19 protein-coding genes and 1 pseudogene are annotated in these 23,068 nt (G+C 73.7%); 13 read left to right on the top strand and 7 right to left on the bottom strand.

Translation table 11 applies throughout. From position 1 onward, the window contains the following. The first annotated feature begins 115 nt into the window (after nucleotides 1–115). From M8C17_RS07180 to M8C17_RS07200, 5 genes are all read left to right on the top strand, one after another. Nucleotides 116–3,016, top strand: a complete 2,901-nt coding sequence (locus M8C17_RS07180) for a LuxR family transcriptional regulator (protein ID WP_252415597.1) — start codon at nucleotides 116–118, stop codon at nucleotides 3,014–3,016. 134 nt (nucleotides 3,017–3,150) lie between these two features. Further along, nucleotides 3,151–3,921: a DUF5995 family protein gene (locus tag M8C17_RS07185; protein WP_252415598.1), complete on the top strand. Its 771-nt coding sequence runs from the start codon at nucleotides 3,151–3,153 to the stop codon at nucleotides 3,919–3,921. Nucleotides 3,922–4,282: 361 nt separating this feature from the next. Further along, a complete protein-coding gene (locus tag M8C17_RS07190; RefSeq protein ID WP_252415599.1) occupies nucleotides 4,283–4,684 on the top strand; it encodes a hypothetical protein in 402 nt (133 codons plus the stop codon). Nucleotides 4,685–4,771: 87 nt separating this feature from the next. Then, complete coding sequence (locus M8C17_RS07195) at nucleotides 4,772–6,868, top strand: amino acid transporter (protein WP_374557468.1); 2,097 nt, start codon at nucleotides 4,772–4,774, stop codon at nucleotides 6,866–6,868. A 180-nt stretch (nucleotides 6,869–7,048) separates the two neighbouring features. Beyond that, nucleotides 7,049–8,560 carry a hypothetical protein gene (locus M8C17_RS07200; protein ID WP_252415600.1) on the top strand — a complete coding sequence of 504 codons (1,512 nt, stop codon included), beginning with the start codon at nucleotides 7,049–7,051 and terminating at the stop codon, nucleotides 8,558–8,560. A gap of 125 nt (nucleotides 8,561–8,685) precedes the next feature. On the opposite strand, the pseudogene M8C17_RS07205 reads toward M8C17_RS07200, so the two are convergent. Then, nucleotides 8,686–9,597, bottom strand: a pseudogene (locus tag M8C17_RS07205) (TIGR03557 family F420-dependent LLM class oxidoreductase); the annotation flags it as partial. 221 nt (nucleotides 9,598–9,818) lie between these two features. After that, on the bottom strand, nucleotides 9,819–10,025 hold the full coding sequence (locus tag M8C17_RS07210) for a hypothetical protein (RefSeq protein ID WP_252415601.1): 207 nt from the start codon (nucleotides 10,023–10,025) through the stop codon (nucleotides 9,819–9,821). 250 nt (nucleotides 10,026–10,275) lie between these two features. On the opposite strand from M8C17_RS07210, the gene M8C17_RS07215 reads away from it, so the two are divergent. Together M8C17_RS07215 and M8C17_RS07220 are read left to right on the top strand one after the other, a co-directional pair. Beyond that, the gene (locus tag M8C17_RS07215; RefSeq protein ID WP_252415602.1) at nucleotides 10,276–11,103 is read left to right on the top strand and encodes a hypothetical protein; all 828 of its coding nucleotides are present in this window, start codon (nucleotides 10,276–10,278) and stop codon (nucleotides 11,101–11,103) included. Continuing rightward, a complete protein-coding gene (locus tag M8C17_RS07220; RefSeq protein WP_252415603.1) occupies nucleotides 11,100–11,852 on the top strand; it encodes an Asp/Glu racemase in 753 nt (250 codons plus the stop codon). The genes M8C17_RS07215 and M8C17_RS07220 overlap by 4 nt, the downstream gene beginning before the upstream one ends. A 46-nt stretch (nucleotides 11,853–11,898) precedes the next feature. On the opposite strand, the gene M8C17_RS07225 is transcribed toward M8C17_RS07220, so the two are convergent. The 5 genes from M8C17_RS07225 to M8C17_RS07245 all read right to left on the bottom strand — a co-directional run bounded on the left by M8C17_RS07225 (nucleotide 11,899) and on the right by M8C17_RS07245 (nucleotide 17,127). After that, on the bottom strand, nucleotides 11,899–13,143 hold the full coding sequence (locus M8C17_RS07225) for a low temperature requirement protein A (protein ID WP_252415604.1): 1,245 nt from the start codon (nucleotides 13,141–13,143) through the stop codon (nucleotides 11,899–11,901). A 144-nt stretch (nucleotides 13,144–13,287) separates the two neighbouring features. Continuing rightward, nucleotides 13,288–14,286, bottom strand: coding sequence for a hypothetical protein (locus M8C17_RS32130; protein WP_308209376.1), 999 nt, complete (start codon nucleotides 14,284–14,286; stop codon nucleotides 13,288–13,290). 243 nt (nucleotides 14,287–14,529) lie between these two features. Next, the gene (locus M8C17_RS07235; RefSeq protein WP_252415605.1) at nucleotides 14,530–15,879 is read right to left on the bottom strand and encodes an FAD-dependent monooxygenase; all 1,350 of its coding nucleotides are present in this window, start codon (nucleotides 15,877–15,879) and stop codon (nucleotides 14,530–14,532) included. A gap of 13 nt (nucleotides 15,880–15,892) precedes the next feature. Beyond that, nucleotides 15,893–16,240: a TcmI family type II polyketide cyclase gene (locus M8C17_RS07240; protein WP_252415606.1), complete on the bottom strand. Its 348-nt coding sequence runs from the start codon at nucleotides 16,238–16,240 to the stop codon at nucleotides 15,893–15,895. A 92-nt stretch (nucleotides 16,241–16,332) separates the two neighbouring features. Beyond that, nucleotides 16,333–17,127 (bottom strand): BTAD domain-containing putative transcriptional regulator, encoded by a 795-nt coding sequence (locus M8C17_RS07245; protein ID WP_374557476.1) that lies wholly within the window; start codon nucleotides 17,125–17,127, stop codon nucleotides 16,333–16,335. 447 nt (nucleotides 17,128–17,574) lie between these two features. Here M8C17_RS07245 and M8C17_RS07250 point away from each other — a divergent pair, with 447 nt between their 5' ends. From M8C17_RS07250 to M8C17_RS07275, 6 genes are all read left to right on the top strand, one after another. Then, nucleotides 17,575–17,913: a TcmI family type II polyketide cyclase gene (locus tag M8C17_RS07250; RefSeq protein ID WP_252415607.1), complete on the top strand. Its 339-nt coding sequence runs from the start codon at nucleotides 17,575–17,577 to the stop codon at nucleotides 17,911–17,913. Further along, nucleotides 17,910–19,688 (top strand): acetyl-CoA carboxylase carboxyltransferase subunit alpha, encoded by a 1,779-nt coding sequence (locus tag M8C17_RS07255; protein ID WP_252415608.1) that lies wholly within the window; start codon nucleotides 17,910–17,912, stop codon nucleotides 19,686–19,688. The genes M8C17_RS07250 and M8C17_RS07255 overlap by 4 nt, the downstream gene beginning before the upstream one ends. 110 nt (nucleotides 19,689–19,798) lie before the next feature. Next, complete coding sequence (gene accB, locus M8C17_RS07260) at nucleotides 19,799–20,365, top strand: acetyl-CoA carboxylase biotin carboxyl carrier protein (protein WP_256482307.1); 567 nt, start codon at nucleotides 19,799–19,801, stop codon at nucleotides 20,363–20,365. A gap of 20 nt (nucleotides 20,366–20,385) precedes the next feature. After that, nucleotides 20,386–21,828 (top strand): acetyl/propionyl/methylcrotonyl-CoA carboxylase subunit alpha, encoded by a 1,443-nt coding sequence (locus M8C17_RS07265; protein ID WP_252415610.1) that lies wholly within the window; start codon nucleotides 20,386–20,388, stop codon nucleotides 21,826–21,828. Beyond that, nucleotides 21,825–22,580, top strand: coding sequence for an SRPBCC family protein (locus tag M8C17_RS07270; protein ID WP_252415611.1), 756 nt, complete (start codon nucleotides 21,825–21,827; stop codon nucleotides 22,578–22,580). The genes M8C17_RS07265 and M8C17_RS07270 overlap by 4 nt, the downstream gene beginning before the upstream one ends. Then, on the top strand, nucleotides 22,573–22,977 hold the full coding sequence (locus tag M8C17_RS07275) for a cupin domain-containing protein (protein ID WP_252415612.1): 405 nt from the start codon (nucleotides 22,573–22,575) through the stop codon (nucleotides 22,975–22,977). The genes M8C17_RS07270 and M8C17_RS07275 overlap by 8 nt, the downstream gene beginning before the upstream one ends. Nucleotides 22,978–23,068: the final 91 nt, after the last annotated feature.

Genomic DNA, 23,068 nt, shown 5'->3' on the forward strand with positions numbered 1-23,068 from the left:
CAGAACGACGTATGTCGGCCACACGCAACCTTTAGTCGCAATGTCGACGCGAGGAGTACCACAAGCGGCAGATGGCCGTAGAACGTTACGGGGGCGTGTGATTAGGCTGCGTGCCATGGCCAGCGATGTGGACACCGCCCCGCTCGTGGGCCGAGCGGAGCTGGTGCAGACGGTTCGGTCCGCGCTGCTCGGTGACGGCGCGCACGGGCAGACCGCCGCCGTCTTCCTGACCGGTGAGAGCGGCGTGGGCAAGACCCGGCTGCTCGGCGAGATCGGCGCCCGGCTGCGCGACCAGGGCGCCCTGGTGCTCACCGGCAGCTGCCTGGACATCGGCGACGCCTCCCCACTGCACCCGCTGTTGCAGGCGTTGCGGCGCTTCGACGCCGATCTGTCCACCTCGCACGCCCGCACCTCGTCGGCGGTCCGCGGGCTGTTGCAGATGTTCGCCGACGAGACCGCCGGCCCGGACGGCGCGGGCGCCCTGCTGGAGCGGGTCTCCCGTGGGTTGCACCTGATCGCCGAGGGGCGGCCGCTGGTGCTGATCCTGGATGATCTCCAGTGGGTCGACCGGAGCACCCGGCAGTTGCTGCTGTACCTGCTGGCCGGGCTCGGTGACCTTCAGCTCTCGGTGCTGGCCGCGGTGCGTGCGGAGTCGTTGCAGGGCGCGCACCCACTGCGCCGGGTCCTCACCGAGCTGCGCCGACTGCGGACGGTGCGCGTGCTCGACCTGGCCCCGCTGGACCGGCCGGACACCGAACGGCTCGCCGCCGCCGTGGTGGGCAGGCCCCTGTCCGCCGACGCGGCCGAGCAGGTGTGGCAGCGCAGCGGCGGCAACCCGTTCGTCATCGAGGAGCTGGCCCGCGACCTGCGCGACGGTCGGGACGGGCTGTCCGAGACGCTGCGGGAGATCTTCCTCGACCGGGTCGACGCGCTGCCCCAGCACGCGCACGCGGTGGTGCACGCGGTGGCCGCCGGCGTCGAGCCGGTGCAGCACTGGCTGCTGGCCCAGGTGCTCCGGCTGCCCGAGGACGAGCTGATCGAGGCGGCCCGCGCCGCGGTGGCGCACCGGCTGCTGGTCGGCGACGACGACGGCTACCGGCTGCGGCACCGCCTCGTCGCCGAGGTGCTGGCGCACGAGCTGCTACCGGCCGAGCGCTCGGGGCTGCACCGCCGCTACGCCGAGGCGCTGACCTCGGCACCGGGCGAGCTGCACCAGGCCAGGCTGGCGCACCACTGGCGGCTGGCCGGCGAGCCGGCGCGGGCACTGCCGGCTGCCGTGGCCGCCGCGCAGGAGGCCGAGCGGCTGCACGGCTACGCCGAGGCGCACCGTCACTGGTCGGTGGCGTTGCAGCTGGCCGGCGACCCGGCCTCGGTGGCGGTGGACCGGGTCGAGTTGCTCGGGCACGCCGCCGAGGCGGCCCACCACTGCGGTGAGCACGCCCGGGCGTTGGCCCTGCTGGAGGAGTTGGCCTCGGTGCAGGGTGGTGAGCCGAGCTGCGCACTGCACATCCGTCGGGCCCGCTACCTGGCCGCCGCAGGGCGCTCGGCGTTGGCCGAGGAGGAGTACCAGCGGGCGCTGGAGGCGGCGGACTGCTCACCCCGCGACCGGGCCACCGCGGCCGCCCACCTGGCCGAGCTGCTGCTGCACCTGGGCCGGTACGCCGACGCCGGCCGGCGGGCCCGGGAGGCGCTGGAGTTGGCCGCCTCGGTGGAGGGCTCCGCCACCGAGGTGGTGCTGGCCAGTGCGGCGCTCGGTTTCAGCGACGCCTACCTGGAGGACCCGGACGCCGGGCTCGCCGTGATGCGCCAGGCCCTCGACACCGCCGAGCGGGCCGGCAAGCCGGAGGATGTGGCCTGCGCGTACCTGCACCTGGCGGAGCTGCTGACCGGGCCGCTGAACATCCTCGAAGAGGGCGTGGTGGTGGCCCGGCGGGGCGCCGAGCGGGTTGCCGAGTTGGGGCTGGGCCGCACCTGGGAGACCCGGCTGCTGGCCATCGCCACCAACGGCCTGTTCCGGGTGGGCCAGTGGGCCGAGGCGGAGAAGGTGGTCGCCGCCGCACTGCGGCACCGCCCGTCCGGCGCGGACGCCGTCGAGCTGCTGCTGGCCCGGTGCCGGCTCTCGGTGGGCTACGGCGACATCACCGCCGCCGACCGGGACCTCGACGCGGTTGCCACCGTGCTGGCCGGCGGCGGCGCACGGCACGTCATCCCGCTGCTCACCCTGCGCGCCGGGCTGGCCATGTGGGAGGGCCGGCACGATGTGGCGCGGCAGGCGGTGCAGCGCGGCCTGACCGAGAGCCGCTCCGACGACGTGACGATCCTGTCCGCGCTGGTCTGGCACGGCCTGCGGGCCGAGGCGGAGGCGCACGCCAGCCGCACCGTCGCGGTCGACCCGACGGCGGTACGCCGGCTGCGGGAGACCGCCGAGCGGGTGGCCCGCAAGAGCGCGTCCGCCGCCCGGCCGGTGCGCTCGGTGGTGGACGCCTTCCTGGCGCTGTGCGCCGCCGAGGTGAGCCGCCTGGACGGCAGCGACCCGGAGCTGTGGGCCAACTCGGTGACCGAGTGGGACCGCCGCAACCACCCCTATCCCGCGGCGTACTCGCGTCTGCGCCAGGCCGAGGCGCTCCTGGCCCGGCGCAGCCGGGTGGCCACCGCCGGCAAGCTGCTGCGCGAGGCGTACGCGGTGGCGCAGGGGTTGGGCGCGGTGCCGTTGACCTCGGAGATCCGGGAACTGGCCGGGCGTGCGCGGGTGCCGCTGGAGGAGCGCGAGGCCCCCAACGGTGCCCCGGGCGCGGCGGCGGCCGAGCCGGTCGACGACGAGCTGGCGGCGCTCACCGCGCGGGAGCGGGAGGTGCTCTCCCTGGTCGCCGAGGGCCTGACCAACAGGGAGATCGGGCAGCGGCTGTTCATCAGCGAGCGGACCATCGGCGTGCACGTGTCGCACATCTTCGACAAGCTCCAGGTCCGCACCCGCGTCCAGGCCAGCGCGATCCAACTGCGCAGCCGACGCGCCTGACCGACCGCTCGGTCAGCCTTCGCGTGTGCGCGCCGGGATACGTCGTTCTACTGATCCGACGTACGGGTGTCGGCTGAAAGGCTGAGCACCGTCGACGACGGCACGGGGGTGCCGCGGACCACCATGGAGGAGAGATGACCGAACCGGTCTGGGGGCCCGTGCACCGGGACATCGTCGACCTGCTCGCCGACCACCCCGCGGACGTCCCGGCGGTGGTCGACCACCTCACCAAGCTCCAGGACCTGCTGGTGCGGCTGCCTCCGTTGGAGGAGAGCTGCCCGTTGGCCGACTTCAACAAGCTGTACCTGACCATCACCAGCAGTGTCCTGGACGGGCTGTACGACGACCGTTTCGTCGACCCGGCGTTCCTCTCCCGGTTGGACGTCGAGTTCGCCGCGCGGTACTTCGACGCGATACGACTGTGGACCGACTCCAGCCCGGGCACCCCGAAGGCCTGGTCGTGTCTGTTCGAGCGGATGCGTGGGCCGGATGCCCGTCCACTGCCCTCGGCGGCCGCCGGCGTCAACGCGCACATCAACTTCGACCTGCCGTTCGCGCTGGTGACCACGTTCGATCACCTGGAGTCGGAGCCGGTCGACGGCAGCGACCAGCACCACGACTACCTCGAGATCAACAACATCTTCGCGGACAAGATCCCCGGCCTGCGCCGGGGCTACCTGGAGCGGTGGCAGCTGCTCATCGACATGCTCAACGGTGACATCGACGACTGGTACCAGGGGGAACTGGTCGAGTACACCCGCGATGTCGCCTGGCGTAACGCGCAGAAGATCTGGCGGTGCCGGCACGACCCGGACGCCCGCGAGTGTGAGCGCACGCGGTTGGACGACAACGCCGCGGCGCTCGGCCGGCTGCTGCTCTCGCCCCTGGGGGCGTTCCTGCAGTAGCCGGGACGGGGGGTTCCCGCGCTCCGCCCCGGGGGGTGGGCGGAGCGCGGGGACGCGTCCCGTCCGCCAGCCCGCGCATCCCGTACGGCCGCCCGGGGGTTTCGGGCGGCACCGGGGGAACGGTCGGTCGGCCCGGGGGGTGTCGACCGGCTGTCACCGCCGGCCGGCCCGCCCCGGGCCGGCCGGCGGTGGGGCCGGAAGATCCGGCGATCCGGGGGTGTCGCCCGGCCCGTTGCGGGTACGCCCGCGCCATGACCGTCCTGGCCCGGCGCCGGCCCGCCGCCCGCCCCCGGCCCGCGCGGCCCGGCCCTCTGCGGCCGGGTGGCCCGGTGTCGCGACCCGTGCTCCGACCGGGTGCCGGATGACCGGCGCCGTGACGCGGTTCCCGTTCCGCTTCGACCCGGTGTTCCGCCCGGCACTGGCGCTGCTGGGCGTGCGTCCGGGTACGGCGTGGGTCGCCGTCACCGACCGGGAGCTGCTGATCCGGTACGGGCCGTGGCGGTTGCGGACCGACCGGGACAACGTGACCGGCGTCGAGGTGAGCGGCCCGTACCGCTGGTGGCGGGCGATCGGTCCGCACGTGTCGCTGGCCGACCGTGGCGTGAGCTTCGGCAGCAGCACCGCCGCCGGGGTCTGCCTGCGCTTCCGGGTGCCGGTGCGGGCCATCGCGCCCGCGGGGTGGCCCCGGCATCCGGCAGCCACGGTGACGGTCGCCGATCCCCCCGCGCTGGCCCGGTTGTTCGCTCCTCCGGACCTGCCCTGAGCAGGCCATCCGCCTGCCCGGTTCCGCCGGTCGGGTCGCTGGGCACCGCCTACCGTCGGATCAGGACCTGCGAGGGTGGGACGGGCGATGGCTGAGGAGCACCGGGGGAAACCCCGACGCGGGGGCGGGCGTCGCCACCCGCCCACCGGTCTGGACCCGGCGCTGCGCGCCGCTCGCGACCCGGCCCGCCCGCACCGGGGCGGCCGGCAGGGCGTGGTGATGCCGGAACGGGTGGCCAGCCCGGTCCGGCCGGCGGCGCCGGCCAGCCCGCTGCGCCGGTGGCTCTTCCAGCACCGGGTGCAGCCACCCGGCCCGGAGGCCACCGAGGGGCAGAGCCGGGCGCACGCGTGGTGGCAGGTGATGTGCCTGACCGGCGTGGACTACTTCTCCACCCTGTCGTACCTGCCGGGCATCGCGGCGGTCGCGGCCGGGGCGCTCTCCCCGCTGGCGACCCTGCTCATCGTCGCGCTCACCCTGTTCGGGATGCTGCCGATGTACCGCCGGGTGGCCCAGGAGAGCCCGCACGGGCAGGGCTCGGTGGCGATGCTGGAGCGGCTGCTGCCGTTCTGGCGAGGCAAGGTCTTCGTGCTCGTGCTGCTCGGTTTCGTGGCCACCTCCTGGATCATCACGATCACCCTGTCCTCGGCCGACGCGACCGTGCACCTGTTGGAGAACCCGTACCTGCCGGACGCCCTGCACGGCCCGTGGGTCCCGGTCGTGGTGACCGTGGTGCTGCTGCTCATCCTCGGTGGGGTCTTCCTGCTCGGCTTCCGCGAGGCCGTGGTGGTCGCGATCCCGTTGGTCGCGGTTTTCCTGCTGCTCAACGCGGTGATCGTGGTGGTCGCGGTGATCCGGATCGCCACCGAGCCGGCCATCGTGTCGGACTGGACCGCCGCGCTGACGGCGGAGGGTGGCGGGCCGGGCCAGGTGCTGCTCACCGCCGTGCTGGCCTTTCCGCTGCTGGTGCTGGGCCTGTCCGGGTTCGAGACCGGGGTCAGCATGATGCCGCTGGTGGCGGCCGGGGGAGTGGACTCCCAGGCCCGGCTGGCGGCCCGGATCCGCAACACGCGGCGGCTGCTCACCACCGCCGCCTTGATCATGTCGGTCTACCTGATCTCGACCACCTTCGTGACCACGGCGCTCATCCCGGCGGAGGAGTTTCAGCCGGGTGGTGCCGCGAACGGCCGGGCGCTGGCCTTCCTGGCGCACGACTCACTGGGCGAGCTGTTCGGCACCGTCTACGACGTGAGCAGCGTGCTCATCCTCTGGTTCGCCGGCGCCTCGGCGATGGCCGGCCTGATCAACATCGTGCCCCGCTACCTGCCGTCGTACGGCATGGCCCCGGAGTGGGCACGGGCGGTCCGTCCGGTGGTGATCGTCTACACCGTGGTCAGCGTCGCCATCACGATCGCCTTCCGGGCCGACGTCAACGCCCAGGCCGGGGCGTACGCCACCGGGATCCTGGCGATGATGGTCTCCGGCGCGGTGGCGGTGACCATCTCCGCGGCCCGCCGCCACCGGCGCTCGGCCGCCATCGGCTTCACCGTGCTGACCCTGGTGCTGCTGTACGCGCTGCTGGAGAACGTCATCGAGCAGCCGGACGGCATCACCATCTCCGCGCTGTTCATTCTCGGCATCATCGTGGTCTCGCTGGTCTCGCGGGTCACCCGGACCACGGAGCTGCGCGCCGTACGGATCGAGTTCGACGAGCCGGCCCGCCGGTTCATCGCCGAGTCACTGGCCCACGACGGGCAGCTGCACCTGATCGCGAACAAGCGGCAGAGCGGCTCGGTGAAGGAGTACACGGTCAAGGAGCGGGCGCAGCGCGGGATGAACCCGGTGCCCGGGGCCGCCGACGTGCTGTTCCTGGAGATCGACGTGGTCGACCCGTCGGAGTTCAGCCAGGTGCTGCGCGTGCGCGGGGTGGAGGTGGGCGGTTTCCGGGTGCTGCGTGCCGACAGTCCCGCGGCGCCCAACGCGATCGCCGCGATCCTGCTGGCCCTGCGCGACGCCACCGGGGTTCGGCCACACGCGCACTTCGAGTGGTCGGAGGGGAGCCCCATCGCGCACCTGCTGCGCTACCTCATCCTCGGTCGGGGGGACACCCCGCCGGTGGTGCGGGAGATCATTCGCCGTACCGAGCCGGATCCGCTGCGGCGTCCCGGCATCCACGTCGGCGGCTGACGGGGGTACGCGCGGCGTACGCCTGGCGAATTTGAAGGTGAATGACAGCACTATTCACGTTCACACCTTCCTGTCCGGATTGCGGATTTATCGTGACGTCTGGTGGTCGGCGGCACGTCGAGCCCCCCGCGCCCGGATCGACGCGCGGTCACGTCACGCAGGCAGGAAGGTAGGCACCTCATGTCCACGTACCGAGGAGGAGACCGCCCGGCTCGACCAAGACGGCGGTCCCGATGGTTCTTAGCCGGTGGGTTCCTGGCCGGGAGCCTCGTGGTGGGAGCGGCCGGCGCGGCCGGGGTCGCCGCCGCCGCCGACCGGGACCTCTCCCTCCCGGGCCTGGGCAGGCTGACCGCCGCCGCACGGGATGACGACGACCGGCGGGCCGACGACCGGTCCGGACCGGAGCGCGACGGTGGCGAGCAAGGCCGACCGGGCACGCCGGGCACCGGCAAGCGGGGGGTCGTGTCGGTGCCCTGCGACGCGGCGAAGCTGGTGGCGGCGCTGGTGACTGCCAACGCCGAGGGCGGCGCGGAGCTGCGGCTGGCGCCCAAGTGCCGGTACACCCTCACCGAGGCGTTCCACGAGACCGACCGGTACGACGGCGGGATCCGGGACGCGCGGGAGGCGGCCGACGCCGCCGAGACCCCGGGCGACGCTGAGGCGCCACCGCGCAACCCGGCCGACGACACGGCCGGCCTGCCGGTGATCTACCAACCCATCACGATCGACGGCGCCGGAGCCACCATCGCCCGCGATGCCCATGCCGCGGCGTTCCGCTTCTTCACCGTCCGCGACGGTGGCGAGCTGACCCTGCGCGACGTGGAGCTGCACAACGGCCGGTCGGCCATCGAGGGCGGCAGCCTGCACGTGGTGCACGGTGCCACGGCCGTCGTGGAGCGGGTCACCGTCACCCAGAGCACCTCACTGTCCCCCGAGGGCGGCGGTGGCGGGATCTTCAACGACGGCAACATGGTGGTCACCGACTCCACCTTCATCGGCAACAGCGCCGCCGGCGCCGCGGGCAAGGGCGGGGGCCTGCTCAACGGTGGCGTGTTGACGCTGAAGCGCTCCGAGTTCCACCGCAACAGCGCGAACGCCTATGGCGGAGGGCTCGGCAACTACCGGGGCGCGGCCGAGGTGGAGAGCACCTCGTTCGCGCAGAACAGCGCCGTCCAGGGCGGCGGGCTGGCCAGCTTCTCGGCCCGGACCAAGGTGTACGACACCGAGCTGCTGAACAACACCGCGCAGGTCGGCGGCGGCGCCGCGAACTCCGACGCGGTGCTGGTGATGCGCAAGATGACCATCCGCGGCAACACCTCCACGGTCAACGGCGGCGGCATCTCCAGCGTGCAGGGCCTGCTGCCGCTCGACGACAGCGTGGTCGACGGCAACACCACCCACGGCATCGGCGCCGGCATCTACGCCGCCAGGTCGAACCTGCTGGTGCGTGGCAGTGACGTGACCGGTAACGAGGCGGTCGGCGCGGCGTCCAGGGGCGGTGGCATCTACGCCACCGCGGGCTCGGTGGCGATCTTCACGAGCAAGGTCACCCGGAACGCGGCCACGGTGAAGCCGGGCGGCATCTTCGGCGAGCACGCCCAGGTCAAGATCGACGACGAGAGCGTGGTCGTCGACAACGAGCCGACCAACTGCGAGGGCAGCGCGGTGCCGATCGCGCACTGCTTCCGCTGACCGGCGACCCGCGCACCATCCCGAGCGCGGCCGGCCGCCCCGACGATCGTCGGGGCGGCCGGTGTCGTCCCGGACGACGGCGTCAGCTCGACGCGCGCAGCCGCCCGGACAGTTCGCCGGCGGTCGAGGAAGCCGTCCGGGTCGGGGCCGGCGTTCTGCAGCACGATGTGGTCGAAGCCCGCCTCGACGTACGACCGGACCTTGGCCACGTGCGGCTCCGGGTCCGGTCCGACGGCGAAGAGTTGGCGGACGTGCTTCTCCTCCACGTACGAGCTGGCCGCGTCGAAGTTGACCGGGTTGGGAAGTTCGCTCATCACCTTCCAGCCGGTGACCATCCACCGGCTGGTCTGCAGCACCGCCTGGACCGCCTGCTGCTCGTCCGTGGCCCAGGCCAGTGGCACCTCGGCGTAGCGGGGGCCCGCCCCTCCGGCGCGCCGGTAGTGCTCGACGATCGACGCCTCCGGCTCGGTGGCGAACAGCCCGTCGCCGAGCTCGGCGGCGAGCCGGGCCGACGCCTCACCGCTGGCCGCGACGGCGATCACGGGCGGATTCTCCGGCAGGTCGAAGACCCGCGCGTCCTCCAGGTGCAGGTGCCGGCCCTCGTACGACTGGTAGCCGCCCTGCCACAGCAGCCGGATGATCTCCAGCGCCTCGCGCAGCCGTTCGTGCCGGCCTCGCACGCTGGGGAAGCCCTGCCCGACCACGTGCTCGTTGAGCCGCTCGCCGGCGCCGACGCCGAGGGTGAACCGTCCGTCGGAGATCAGTGCCATGGTGGCGGCGGCCTGCGCGATGATCGCCGGGTGGTAGCGGACGGTCGGGCAGGTGACGCCGGTGGCCAGGCGCAGGGTCGTGGTCTTCGCCGCGATGGCGCCCAGGACGCTCCAGGTGAACGACGAGTGGCCCTGGACGTCGAGCCAGGGGTGGAAGTGGTCGCTCATCTCCACGAAGTCGAAACCGACCTGCTCGGCCCGGACGGCCTGCCGGATGATCTCCTGTGGCCCGTAGCCCTCCGAGGCCAGCTTGTAGCCGATCTGCATGCCACACTCCCGTGTTCCGTCCCGCGGCTGACGCCGCGTCGTTCCCGGCCTCCAAGCCGACAAACGTGACCGAGGCCGGCGAGATAGCCTCCTAGGACGGCTTAGCCGCGGTGACGCTCGTCCCGGCGCTGGCAGGGGACCCCTGCTGTGGAGGCGCGGTTCTGGTCCGGGCAGCGAACGGCCCGCGCCCCGGAGGAGGGCGCGGGCCGGGCGTCTTCGTCCTACTTGGACGGCTCGGGCAGCTTGCAGTCGACCTTCGGATTGGCGCCGATGTAGTTCAGGGGCCCGGCCACGATGGTGACCAGGATGGTGCCGGCTTCGGCGCAGTTGGTGTCGTCGCCGCTGTAGTAGCCCCGCTGGCCGCCGGCGATCGCGCCGATAATCAGCCAGATCACGACGATGACTCCGAGTATCGAGGTGCCGCGCATCGCTGCCTCCTGAGGGAATGTGGTGGATCGAGGTGCAGGCGTTGTACCCAATCCCGTCTCGCGGCTAACGGTTGCCCGTGACGACCCCCCGGGGATCGTCCGTCCGGCCGGCGCTGTCCGCCGTCGGTACGGCCCGGGATCGGCCGCCCGCATCGCCCGCGGCCGGTCGGCTATCGGATCGACGACCAACCCGGCCGCGGTGCGGGCCGCCGGACGTAGAACTGCGTCAGGCCCCCGCCGAGGAGGACTCATGGACGCCCCGACACCGCCCCTGTACATCGACCGCCCCGAGGACGTCGCGGCCGCTGCCCGCGCGTTGGCCGGTGGCGCGGTTGTCGCGGCGGCGTTCGCCAACTTCTACGTCATCGTCACCCGACCGGACGCGGCCACCGTACGCCGGGTCAACGTGGCCAAGGGCCGGCCGGTCCATCAGGTCGGCAGCATCACCACCGCGGTCGACCGGATCCCCGCGATGTTCGACTGGTCCCGGATCTCGCCCCGGTTGCCGGTCGGGCGGGTGCGGGCGCTGATGGACGCCCTCTACGGTGCCGGGCCGTTCGGTTTCCGGGGCCCGGCGGCGGACCGGCTGCCCGAGCACCTCACCCAGCTCGACCGGGGGCTGCGCACCACTCAGGTGATCGCGCCCGGGTTGACCTGCCCGTCCAACGCCTTCTTCGAGCGGGCGCTCGTCGAGACCGGATCCGACCACCTCTACATCACCTCGGCGAACCGGTCGCGGCACCTCACCGGCGCGGCCGAGGAGCCGGCGCACTGGAAGGCCGACGGTCTCGCCGCCGACTTCGCCCACCTCGACGACCTCGTGGTGCTCGCCCACCCCGACGAGGCGGCCGCCCGCGCCGCCTACCCGGGCTACCTGACGACCTCCGTGACCCTGCTGTCCTTCCACGCCCCGGAGGGCGAGCTGGAGGAGCCGCCGGTGCTCACCGTGGACCGGCACGGCTCCCTGCACCTGGACGACGTGCGTCGCGCAGCCGCGCCGCTCGGCCTCCAGGTGCGCCTCGGCCGCACCGCCGGACAGCGCCTGCGGGTCCGGGGGTACGCCGGGGCGCTGGTGTGAGCGGCTACCGGATCGGCCTGGTGGTGCCCAGTTCGAACACCACCATGGAGACCGAGATCCCGGCGATGCTGCGCCGGCGTGAGACCGTCGACCCGACGGTCCACTTCACCACCCACGCCAGCCGGGTCCGGCTGCACCAGGTGACCCCCGACGAACTGGCCCGGATGAACCGCTCGGCCGTCCGGTGCGCCGCCGAGCTCGCCGACGCGCGCTGCGACGTGCTCGCCTACGCCTGCCTGGTGGCGGTGATGTGCGAGGGCGCCGGCGCGCACGAGAGAGCCGAGCGGCGGTTGGGCCGCGCTGCCGGGCGCGCCGGTCACGAGATGCCGGTGGTGACCAGTGCGGGCGCGCTGGTCGCCGGGCTGCGCGTCCTGCGTGCCCGCCGGGTGGCGCTCATCGCGCCGTACCTGCCGCCGCTGACCGCGACCGTCGCCGCCTACCTCGCCGAGTACGGCGTGCGGGTGACCGAGGCGGTGAGCCTCAGCGAACCGGACAACGTCGCGGTCGGCCGGATCCCCGCGCAGCGCCTCGTGGAGCTGGCCGACCGGCTGGACGTGACCGACGTGGACGCCGTGGTGCTCTCCGCCTGCGTACAGCTGCCGTCGCTGGCCGCGGTGCCGCAGGTGGAGGCCCGTGTCGCCCGTCCGGTGCTCACCGCGGCCACCGCCACCGTGCACCAACTGCTCACCGGTCTGGGCGTCGAGCCGTACGTGCCGGACGCCGGTCGGCTGCTGGCCGGCACGCGCTGAGCGCAGCGGTACGCCGTTCACGTCGTCGTGCCACAGCACACCGGTTTCAGTGTGGCGGTGCGGGCTCCTCCGGCGGCCTGCCGCGACTGCGCCGGTAATCGGCGTACGCGACACCGGTCAGCACCAGCAGGGCGCCCAGGGAGGCGAAGACCGGCGGGAGGTACAGCACAGCCGGGGCGATGGTCAGCAGCGCCAGCAGGCCGCCGGGGCGGGACAGCGACACCCGGCTGAACACCTCGTACTCGAAGGCGGCCCGGCCGGCCAGGAACAGTGCGGGGCCGCCGAGGATCACCGCGAGCCAGGCCGGCGGGGTTCGCCCGGTCGGCTCGTGCAGCACCAGGTGGAACCCGGCGGCTGTCGTCACCACCCCGGCGACCATCAGCAGGTGGGTGTACGGGGCGGTGAACAGGAACTTGCTCGGCTCCCTGGACGCCTGGATGGCCACCGGCAGCAGTTCTCCGGACTTGTGCACGTAGATCCGCCAGAGCACGAGGGTGGTCAGGAACGCGACCGCGAACGAGCCGATGTTCTCCGCCTCGGAGTGCGCCAGGCTGAACATGGTGCCGATGGTCAGGATGGCATCGCCGAGGGCGATGATGAAGAACTGCTGGTAACGCTCGGAGAGGTGCTCGGCCGTGACGTTGCGCTGCTTCTCCGGCACGACCCCGAGGCCGGGCACCGGGTACGCCAGCCGGAAACCGCCGTAGTCGATGGCGAGCGCGACGGCCCAGCAGATGATCCGGGCGTCGTCGCTGACATATCCACCGATGATCCAGGGAATCGCCGACACGGCGAACCAGACGAAGATCCGCGCCGCCCTGCGCTGGGTCTCCGGATGGCGGCGCACGATGGGCATCAGGAACAACCCACGGCCGAGGTGGATCGCCACGTAGGTGGCGGCGAAGACCAGCCCTCGGGCGCCGAACGCCTCGGGGATGGCGGTGGTCATCAGCAGCGCGCCGAACATCACCGCCGTGATCAGCAGCTTGATCTCGGTGCGTTCCGGGTCGTACATGTCGGTGACCAGGGTGGTGATGGCCCAGGTCCACCAGACGGCACCCAGCAGGATCAGCGCCTCGGCGGCCCGGTGCCAGTCGAGGCCGACGACCATGCCGCGGGAGATGAGCGCGAGCGCGACGACGTACACCAGGTCGAAGAAGAGTTCGAGCAGCGTCACCCGGCGCGGGGACTCCGGGTCGCGCACCGGGGGGCGGGACCCGGGCTCCGGCGCGGCGAAGTGCACGGGTTGCTCCTGCAGGGCCGGTCGAGGTTGGCGGGCCGTTCCGGCCACCTCGACCGACGGTAACGAGCGGCCGGCAGCCGTACCCCGGATTCGTCGCGTTTTCTCCCGACCGGGTCCGCCGCCGGTCCGCCGAACGGCCGAGCCCCCGGCCGGCCGTCGGGTGGACGGCCGCCGGGGGCTCGGAGTAGGACCTCAGCCCTGGCTGCCGTCGGGCAGTACGGCGACCATCTCGTCGCCGGCGCCGGCCAGGAGGCGGGCCTGCTGCGGCCAACTGGCCAGCCCGGGCGCGGCGCGCAGGCCGGCGGCCCGGATCAGGTCGCGCAGCGCGGGCTCGTCCAGCTCGCCGAGCTGGCCGTAGGTGCGCACGCCAGCGGCCTGCAACGCGGCGGCCATCTTCGGCCCGACGCCCTGGATCCGGCGGAAGTCGTCGGCCGGGCCCGTCGGGTCGGTGTCCGCGCCGGTCGGTGGGGTGGCGGCGGTCGGACGCACCGGCGGGGTGGCGGTGGCGGTCGGGCGGACCGGCGGCGTGGCCCGCACCGGCTCCGCGTCGACGTCAGCCGGCGTCGTGTCGGCCGAGGCGGTGTCGGCCGGCGTGGTGTGGGCGGGCGTGGTGTCGGCCGGCGTGGTGTCCACCGGCGTGGCCTCGACCGGCGCGACCTCCGTCGAGGTGGCCTCGATCGGCTCGGCATCGGCGTGCGGGGCGTCGCCCAGCGGCGCGTCCGTGGGCGTGCTGTCGTCCACCGGCTGGCGGGGGGCGACGACGACCGCCGGAGCTGGCTGCTCCTGCACCGCGACCGGCGCGGGTTCCGGGTCCGTGACCGGCACCGGCGGGAGGTCGTCCGCGTCGGACCGTTCGGCGGCGGGGCCGGCGGGCGGGGCGTCGGTCAGCGCCAGGTCGCCCGGGTCGACAGTGCTCGGCGCGGAACCGTCCGGCGTGGTGATCACCGCTGCCGGCGCGCTCACCGTGTCCACCGGGGTCGGCTCGTCGAGGACCGCGGTGGGCGCCGGGTCGACGGCTGCCTCCGGCCGGGCCTCGTCGGTGGTGGCCGCCGGCGCCGGGGTGGCGACCACGGCCAGGCCAGCGACGGGATCACCGTCCACGATCGACGGAGCGTGTCCGCTGGCCCGTACGCCCTGCCGGCCGCGCAGCAACCACCCGGCGGCCAGACCCAGCAGCAGTGCCAGTACCACTATCAGCGAGTGTCCGATAGACCACGCCACGGCGAACCTCCCTATCACCTCGTCGGAAAAGTCACGAGAAAAACTCGCCGCAGCTTTGCACACGCGCGTTGACGACGACAGGCAGGATGGGTCGGCTGTGGTACGGGTGGGACGGTCGCCGCACGCGGTGCGCGGCGGGTGACGCAGCGTCGCGCGGAACACGTCGAAACCCGGGCTCGGCGCGGCGCCGGGCCCGGGTTTCTCGAACCGCGATCAGTCCTGGTCGCCCTCGTAGGTGTGGAAGTCGTCGACGAACCGGCGCCGCAGTCGGGGCACCCGGCTGGTGACCCCGAAGTAGCCACGCGCGCCGAGCAGCGCGAGCCGACCCACCACCGGCCGGTACATCCGGTCGTCGCCGCTGGTGCCGCTGCGGTTGAGTGACTCGGTGACCCGGGCGAAGCCGTACGGGACCATCGCGGCCTCGTAGTCGGCGACCGCCTGCAGCAGTGTCTTGTCGCCGGCGACGGCGCGGGTGAGCTGCTGGCAGAGCAGGCGGGCGTCGCGCAGCGCGGTGTTCGCGCCCACCCCGCGACCCGGCGTCATGGTGTGGATGGCGTCGCCGAGCAGGGTGACCGTGCTGCTCTTCCACGGCGGCACCGGCTCGGACGTGGTCACCCTGATCGGTAGGGCGCTGTCCGGGTCGCTGAGGGTCAACAGCTCCCGCAGGTGCGGGTGCCAGTTCGGGGTGAGGTCCAGGGCGACCCGCACGAGATCCTCGCCCCGGCGCTGCATGACATCCGCCGGGAAGCGGCGGGACGCGCTCCAGACGATCAGGTTGATGTTGTCGGTGGTGGTGTCGTGGGCCAGGCCGGGCCAGTCACGCAACAGGGCTGCCTCGGCGTCGTCGACGCCGGGCTTGATCGCCCGCCCGGCGTCCCACCGGAACTCCATCACGTGCAGGACACCCATCATCCCGCCCGTGCCGAAGATCAGCGAGATGCCCTGACGGACCCGTTCGGGGACGAGGTCGCGGGTGTGCGAGGTCAGCGGGATGCGGGTGGCGATGTTGATGGTGCCGGCGTCCCGGGTGACCGCGTGCGGCAGATACTGGCGGCGCACCGCCGAGTGCGTGCCGTCCGCGGCCACCAGCAGGTCCCCGGTGGCGCTGGTGCCGTCGGCGAAGTACGCGGTGACCGTACCGTCGTCGCGCTGCTCGTAGCGGACGAAGGTCCGGTCGAAGTGCACCACGTCGTCCAGGCCGGTCAGCAGCACCTGGCGCAGCGCCATCCGGGCCACCGAGTGCTCGGTGTGCACCGGGTCGGCATCCGGTCGCAGCTCGAACGAGGCGGTCTGCCGCAGCCCCTGGGTGACCACGTTGAAGTAGCGCGGCGGCCGGGCGCAGGTGGCCAGGAACGTGGCGAACAGTTCCGGTGGCAGGCACTCCCGCAGGGCCCGGCTACCGGTCGGGCCGATGCCCACCCGGTAGCCGAGCAACCCCTCGGCGCGGTGGTGGTGTCGCTCGTAGACGGCGACGCTGATCCCGGCGCGACGCAGCCCGTGCGCCAGGCACAGCCCACCGGTGCCGGCGCCGATGATCAGGACGTGCGGTGGCGGGGCGGACACGTCGGCCGTCCGCTCAGCCGGCCGGGTGCGCCGCGGGCGCCTCGGCCGCGTCCCACCGGTAGAAGCAGCCGGCGATCGCGTCCCGGGGGGAGCGCCACGTCGGCAGGTACGGCGAGGTGTGCGCGGAGAGCCGCTCGTTGACCTGCCGGAAGAGCGGGTGGTTGCGGGCCGCGGCGAGCGCGTCCGGGTCGACGTCCGAGGTCTCCATGAGGTGCACGTACAGGTCGTGCAGGCAGTACAGGGACCGGTGGGTGACACCGGTGAGACCGGGCAGTTCGGTGGCGTCGGATTCGGCGAAGATCTGCGCGACCCGCCCCTCCGCGCCCGGGATGATCCGGCTGACGATCAGTAGACGACTCATGGGACCCCTTCCGCCGGTGGCTCCCCGACCCTCGCGTCGACGGCCACGTGCTCCTGGGTGCACACCGTGCCGCAGCGCCTGTCACGTCACCGTCACGTGCGCCGGCCGACCGGTGACGGCCGGCCGGCCGCCTCCCGGCTCGCCTCGCGGATCGGGGCGAGGGTGTCGTCGAGCAGGGCGCTCATCGCCGGGCTGGGTTCCAGGCGCAGCTCCCGGCGCAACAGGTCCCGGTAGACGTAGAAGGCGTGCACGGCCTCGAACGCGTTGCCCTCGGCGAGGTGGATGCGCACCACCAGACGGTGGGGCGTCTCGCGCAGCGGCTCGGCCGCCATCGCCTCCAGCGCGGCCTCCAGCGCCTGACCGTGCCGCCCCGCGACGAGGTGCTGCCCGGCCACCTGCTCCAGCATGTGCAGGCGCAGTTGGCGCAGTCGTTCCCGGTCCAGCAGGACCCAGTCGTCGTACCAGCCGGGCAGCAGGTCGTGCCGGCCGGCGGCGAGCGCTCCGGCGGCGGTACGGGGGTCGTCGCCGTCGCGGACGCGGGCCGCCGTGCCGACCAGGTCGTCGACGTCGAGCCGGACGGCCGGGCCGAGGCGCACGGTGTCACCGGCCACGGTCATCGGGCAGCACGGGTCCTGCCGCAGCCGCCACAGGGCGGTACGCAGCGACGACAGCGCCCGCTCCTCCGAGGCGTCGGGCCAGAGCAGCCCGGCCAGCTGGCTGCGGGTGGCGCCGGGGCGCAGCCCGATCAGGGCGATGACCCGTTGCAACCCGCGCGGCACCACGACCGGCGTCGCGCCGCGCAGTAGTCGGAAACCGCCGAGCAGGTGCAGTGAGACGCCAGCGTCGGGAGGACCTCCGGCGGTCGGCACGGACGGATCAGCGGCCACGGCGGCACCCCCTGCGGAACGCTCGTCCCGACTGTCTCCTGTGTCCCGGATGGCTGCCCGTGACGCCACTGTCGACCCCGACGTCGGGGCGCGACCACGGCTGTCGGGGCGGGGCCCCGCCCGCCGGAGCCGCCGGGCTGACCACGGTGAAGATTATCAATAGCGGTCACGGTGCGTCAACGGCGGCGTGGACCTTCTATCGGTGACGGTCAACCATGAGATCGCTTCTGAACTGGTCAAACTTACACGGGGATCCGTCGGTCGAGGGCAGCGCGGCACATAGCTGATACACAGGTTGCGTCAACGCAGCGTCACCAGCGAGCGTCGCAGAACGGCCCGTCACGGTGACGCCGCCGTGACGAGGACTGACGCATCGTGTCGGCAGTCGTCCAGCGCGTCCGGGGGTCACCCGCCGCCGGCCCGGACGCCGTGGGGGGAGGCCCAGCCATGGACCGATCGCTGATCGTCGCGAAGGTGGTCCCGACCGCCGAGGAGCGGGTCGCCGAGATCTTCGCCGAGTCCGACGCGACGGAACTGCCGCGCCTGGTCGGCGTCCGGCACCGTTCGCTGTACCGCCTGCACGACCTCTACGTGCACCTGCTCGAAACCGAGCAGCCGGCGCACGGCGCGGTGGAGGCCGCCCGCGGCCATCCCGAGTTCGTCCGGGTCAGCGACCGGTTGCGGCCGTACGTCTCGCCGTACCTGCCGACCTGGCGGGAGCCGCGCGACGCGATGGCGCGCTGCTTCTACCGGTTCGACGCCGCGGACGCCGGGCGGCGGTCGTGACGGCCACCGCGCCGCGCGAGGAGCAGCTCTGGTCCCGCTGCGCCGGCTGCGCGAGCCTGCTCTACCGCAAACGCCTGCGGCGCAACCTGGACGTCTGCCCCGAGTGCGGAGAACACGCCCGGCTCGGCGCCCCCGAACGCCTCCGCCAGCTCGTGGACCCGGGATCGTTGCGCCCGCTGTCCGGGCGACTGCCCGAGGCGGACCCGATCGACTTCGTCGACGTGCTGCCGTACCCGCACCGGCTCACCGCCGCCCGGGCCAGCACCGGGCTGGCCGAGGCGGTCGTCTGCGGCACCGCCACCATCGGCGGGCACCCGGCCGTACTGGCGGTCATGGACTTCCGGTTCCTCGGCGGGAGCCTGGGCTGCGCGGTGGGCGAGCTGATCACCCGGGCGGCCGAGCGGGCGCTGGACGACCGCACCGCGCTCATCCTGGTCACCGCCTCCGGTGGGGCGCGCATGCAGGAGGGCGCGCTGTCGCTGATGCAGATGGCCACGGTCAGCCAGGCCATCGCCGCCCTGCGCGAGGCGGGTCTGCTCACCGTCAGCGTCCTCACCGACCCGACCTACGGCGGCGTGGCGGCGTCGTTCGCCACCAACACCGACCTCGTACTGGCCGAGAGCGGCGCCCGGATGGGCTTCGCCGGCCCCCGCGTGATCCGCCAGGTCACCGGACGGGCGTTGCCGGAGGGCTTCCAGACCGCCGACTTCCTGCTGCGGCACGGTCAGGTCGACATGGTGGTGCAGCGCCGGTCGCTGCGCGGACGGTTGATGGCGCTGCTGGCCGCGACCCGCGCCGCCCGTCCGGTCCGTCCACCCGTACCCCGGCAGGAGCTGGCGCCGCGCCGCGAGCGCCTGGCCGGCGCCGAGTCGGCGCCTCCGCTGGCCGGCGACGGCCGGGACGCTTTCACCGGGCCGCCGGGCACCCCCGCGCCCGGCGGCGAGCCGGGGTCGACGGCGTGTGACGCGTGGGACACCGTGCGGGTGGCCCGCCACCCCGGACGGCCGACCACTCTGGACTACCTCGACTCCGTCTTCGACGGGTTCGTGGAGCTGCACGGCGACCGGCTCGGTGCGGACTGCCCGGCGGTCGTCGGCGGCGTGGCCCGGCTGGACGGCCGGCACGTGATGGTGATCGGTCACCAGAAGGGGCACACCACCGCCGAGCTGGTCGCCCGCAACTTCGGCATGGCCAGCCCCGCCGGGCACCGCAAGGCGCTGCGGCTGATGCGCCTCGCCGCCCGACTCGGTCTGCCCGTGGTGACCCTCGTCGACACCCCCGGCGCCGACCCGGGGGTGGACGCCGAGGAGCAGGGCCAGGCGGCCGCCATCGCGGAGAACATCCTCACCCTGACCGTGCTGCCCACCCCGGTGCTGGCCGTGATCACCGGCGAGGGCGGCAGCGGCGGCGCGCTGGCACTGGCGGTCGCCGACCGGGTGCTGATGCTCCAGCACGCCGTCTACTCGGTGATCAGCCCGGAAGGCTGCGCCGCCATCCTCTGGCCGGACCGGTCCGCCGCGCCGCAGGCGGCCCGGGCGTTGCGGTTGACCGCGCCCGACCTGCGGCGGCTCGGCGTGGTCGACGAGATCGTGCCGGAGCCGGCGCCTGCCGCGCACGACGACCCGGCGGAGACCGCCCGACGGCTGCGCGCCGCGTTGCTGGCCAACCTGCTGCCGCTGCTGGACGTACCGCCCGCGATGCTGGTCCGCCTCCGCCGGCAGCGGTTCCGGCGGTTCGGCGCGGCGCGCTTCGCTGCCCGGGCGGGTGCCCGGTGACCGCCGCCGAGCGAGTGTCGTCCGCTGTGGAGGACCCTGCCGACGACGCCGCGCCCGCCGCCGGGTCGCCGGGCGCCGACCGTCGGCCGGCCGGGCACGACGGCGCGTGCCTGCACGCCGATCCAGGCGACGGGGTCCGCCCCGGGGCGGGCCACCCGGCGGAGGGGAGTCGACCCGACGACGCCGGGGCGCGCGACGAGGAGGTGCTGGCCGGGCTGCGCCGGCAGGCGCGGCAGCTGGTCGCCGAGCTGACCGGGCCGGTGCGCCGGATCCGGCTGCGCAGCGGCCCGGCGGTGCTGGAGGTGGAGTGGCACCCCGGCGAGGCGGCGCGACCGGACGTACCCCCGGCTCCGCCGCCGGATGGGGAAGCGCCGGCGTCGCCGGCCGCGACGGTGCCCGGCCCCCCGGCGGCGCTCATCCGCCCGCCGGTGCCGGGACACGCCGCGGTGCGGGCGCCCATCGTCGGCACCTTCTACCGGGCGCCGGAGCCGGGAGCGGCGCCGTTCGTCGCGGTCGGCGACCTGGTCCGCCCGGGTCAACCGGTCGCCATCGTCGAGGCGATGAAGCTCATGAACGAGGTGGTCGCCGACCGCGCCGGTCGGGTGGTCGCGATCCTCGTCGACGACGGCCAGCCGGTGGAGTACGACCAGCCGCTGGTCGAGCTGGATCCGGCCTGATGGCGCGGGTGGGGTGACCGATGTTCGAGACCATGCTGATCGCCAACCGGGGTGAGATCGCGCTGCGTGTGCTGCGGGCGTGCCGGGAGCTCGGCATCCGGACGGCGGTGGTCTACTCCGCCGCGGACGCCGACTCGGCGGCGGTCCGCCTCGCCGACCAGGCCGTCCGGATCGGGCCGGCGTCGAGCCGCCGCAGTTACCTCAACGCCGCCGCGATCGTGGAGGCGGCGCGGCAGGTGGGCGCGCAGGCCGTGCACCCCGGCTACGGTTTCCTCTCCGAGGACGCCGACTTCGCCGAGATCTGCGCCGACAACGGTCTGGTCTTCATCGGCCCGCCGCCGGCGGTGATGGCGGCGCTGGCCGACAAGTCCTCGGCCCGGGCCCTGATGAGCCGGGCTGGCCTGCCCCTGCCGCCGGGCAGCGTCCAGCCGGTGCCGAGCGCCGCCGCGGCCGCCGAGGTGGCCGACGCCATCGGCTACCCGGTGATCGTGAAGGCCGCCGCGGGCGGCGGCGGCCGGGGAATGACCGTGGTACGCGCCCCGGGCGAGCTGGCCCGGGCGTACACCCGCACCCGGGCCGCCGCTCAGGCCGCCTTCGGCGACGACCGGGTGTACGTCGAGCGGTACCTCACCGAGGCCCGGCACGTGGAGGTGCAGGTGCTCTGCGACTCCCACGGCAACGGGGTGCACCTGGGCACCCGGGACTGCTCGGTGCAGCGCCGGCACCAGAAGCTGGTCGAGGAGGCGCCCGCGCCGGCGCTGCCCGCCAGCACCCTCGACGCCATCGCGGAGACCGCGTTGCGCGGCGCGCTGGAGGTCGGCTTCGTCGGCGCCGGGACGCTGGAGTTCCTCGTCGACGCGGAGGAGCGGTTCCACTTCCTGGAGATCAACTGCCGGATCCAGGTGGAGCACCCGGTCACCGAGATGGTCACCGGAATCGACCTGGTGCACGAGCAGCTGCACATCGCCGCCGGGGTGCCGCTGCGCTGGCGGCAGGAGGAGATCCGGCTGCACGGCGTCGCGGTGGAGTGCCGGGTCAACACCGAGGATCCCGAGCGCGGCTTCGCGCCGACCCCGGGCCGGCTGGAACGGTTCGTGCCGCCCGGCGGCCCGTTCACCCGCGTCGACACCCACGCCAGCACCGGCTACCTGGTCGGTCCCTGGTACGACTCACTGCTGGCCAAGGTGGTGGTCTGGGCGCCCGACCGGGAGCTGGCGCTCAACCGGCTGGAGCGCGCCCTGGAGGAGTTCGACATCGCCGGGCCGGGCGTGCGCACCACCATTCCGTTCGTCCGGCGGGTGCTCGACGACGCCGCATTCCGCAAGGGCCGCTACACCACCGGCCTGGTCGACCGCCTGCTCGCCGCGCCAGGTCCGGCGCCCGCGCAGCGGCCGGCGGCCATCCCCGCACCGAACCCCGCTCCCGTCGCGGAGCCCGACGTATCCCACAGGAGGACCCGATGACCGTCACCCATGGTCGCCCGTTGACCGCCGAGATCACCGACATCCTGGTGGCGCACTGCGGGTTGGACGCCGACGCCGCGGCCAGGGCGCCCGCCGCGTCGCTGGAGGAGCTGGGCATGGACTCGCTCGCCCTGCTGGAGCTGTCCGCCGTCGTCGCCGACCGGTGGCAGGTGAGCATCCCCGAGCAGGCCGGCGCGCTGAGCATCCCGGCGGTGGCCGACCTGGTCGCCCGCCGCGCCGACCCGCCCGGGCACACCGAGAACGGCGTGCTCATCGACGCGCCGCTGGCACTGGTCTGGGAGATCACCAACGACGTGGCGAACTGGACGGAGCTGTTCACCGAGTACGCCGTGGTGGAGATCCTGCACCGCGACGGGCACACGGTGCGGTTCCGGCTCACCATGCACCCGGACGAGAACGGGGTCTCCTGGAGCTGGGTCAGTGAACGCACCGCCGACCCGGTGAGCCGGCAGGTCCGGGCGCACCGGGTGGAGACCGGGCCGTTCGAGTACATGCGCATCCACTGGCGCTACACCGAGGAGGCCGGCGGCACCCGGATGACCTGGACGCAGGACTTCGCCATGAAGCCGACCGCGCCGGTCGACAACGCCGCGATGACCGAGCGGATCAACACCAACAGCGCCATCCAGCTCGCGGTGATCAAGGACCGGGTGGAGCGCATCGCCCGGCAGCACGCCGACCAGGGCCGCCCGGCGGCCGGCGACGAGGCGACGGAGGCCGACGATGAGTGACCTGAGCACCCGGCCGATCGCCGCCAAGGACGTACCCGCCGACCGGCGGCGCGGCGGTGAGCTGCGGGTGCTGCTCGGCCCCCGCACCGTCGGCAGCACCTCCGGCTTCCTCGGGGTGGCCGCGCTCGCACCGGGGGAGCGGATCGCCGAGCACTACCACCCGTACAGCGAGGAGTTCCTGTATGTGGCGCGCGGGTCGATCACCGTCGACCTGGACGACCAGCCGACGCTGCTGGCCGCCGGGGAGGCGCTGTTCGTGCCCGTCAACGTGCGACACCGCCTGCGCAACACCGGCGTCGAACCGGCCGAGGTGGTCTTCCACCTGGGTCCGCTGGCCCCCCGCCCGGAGCTGGGGCACGTCGACACCGAGCTCGTCGAACAGCGAGGCGGGTCGTGAGCGCGAGGAGTGAGCCGGGTTTGCGAGCCCCGCAGTCGCGAGCCAGAGCCGGCAGGGTGAGCGCGAGGAGTGAGCCGGGTTTGCGAGCCCC

It is taken from the genome of Micromonospora sp. RHAY321 (assembly GCF_023896955.1).
Classification (GTDB): Bacteria; Actinomycetota; Actinomycetes; order Mycobacteriales; family Micromonosporaceae; genus Micromonospora.

What these genes read in the sequence shown, in the direction of transcription:
- M8C17_RS07180 (WP_252415597.1), top strand. Translation starts at nt 116, where the DNA reads ATGGCCAGCGATGTGGACACCGCCCCGCTCGTGGGCCGAGCGGAGCTG.
- M8C17_RS07185 (WP_252415598.1), top strand. Translation starts at nt 3,151, where the DNA reads ATGACCGAACCGGTCTGGGGGCCCGTGCACCGGGACATCGTCGACCTG.
- M8C17_RS07190 (WP_252415599.1), top strand. Translation starts at nt 4,283, where the DNA reads ATGACCGGCGCCGTGACGCGGTTCCCGTTCCGCTTCGACCCGGTGTTC.
- M8C17_RS07195 (WP_374557468.1), top strand. Translation starts at nt 4,772, where the DNA reads ATGGCTGAGGAGCACCGGGGGAAACCCCGACGCGGGGGCGGGCGTCGC.
- M8C17_RS07200 (WP_252415600.1), top strand. Translation starts at nt 7,049, where the DNA reads ATGTCCACGTACCGAGGAGGAGACCGCCCGGCTCGACCAAGACGGCGG.
- M8C17_RS07210 (WP_252415601.1), bottom strand. Translation starts at nt 10,025, where the DNA reads ATGCGCGGCACCTCGATACTCGGAGTCATCGTCGTGATCTGGCTGATT.
- M8C17_RS07215 (WP_252415602.1), top strand. Translation starts at nt 10,276, where the DNA reads ATGGACGCCCCGACACCGCCCCTGTACATCGACCGCCCCGAGGACGTC.
- M8C17_RS07240 (WP_252415606.1), bottom strand. Translation starts at nt 16,240, where the DNA reads ATGAGTCGTCTACTGATCGTCAGCCGGATCATCCCGGGCGCGGAGGGG.
- M8C17_RS07250 (WP_252415607.1), top strand. Translation starts at nt 17,575, where the DNA reads ATGGACCGATCGCTGATCGTCGCGAAGGTGGTCCCGACCGCCGAGGAG.
- M8C17_RS07265 (WP_252415610.1), top strand. Translation starts at nt 20,386, where the DNA reads ATGTTCGAGACCATGCTGATCGCCAACCGGGGTGAGATCGCGCTGCGT.
- M8C17_RS07270 (WP_252415611.1), top strand. Translation starts at nt 21,825, where the DNA reads ATGACCGTCACCCATGGTCGCCCGTTGACCGCCGAGATCACCGACATC.
- M8C17_RS07275 (WP_252415612.1), top strand. Translation starts at nt 22,573, where the DNA reads ATGAGTGACCTGAGCACCCGGCCGATCGCCGCCAAGGACGTACCCGCC.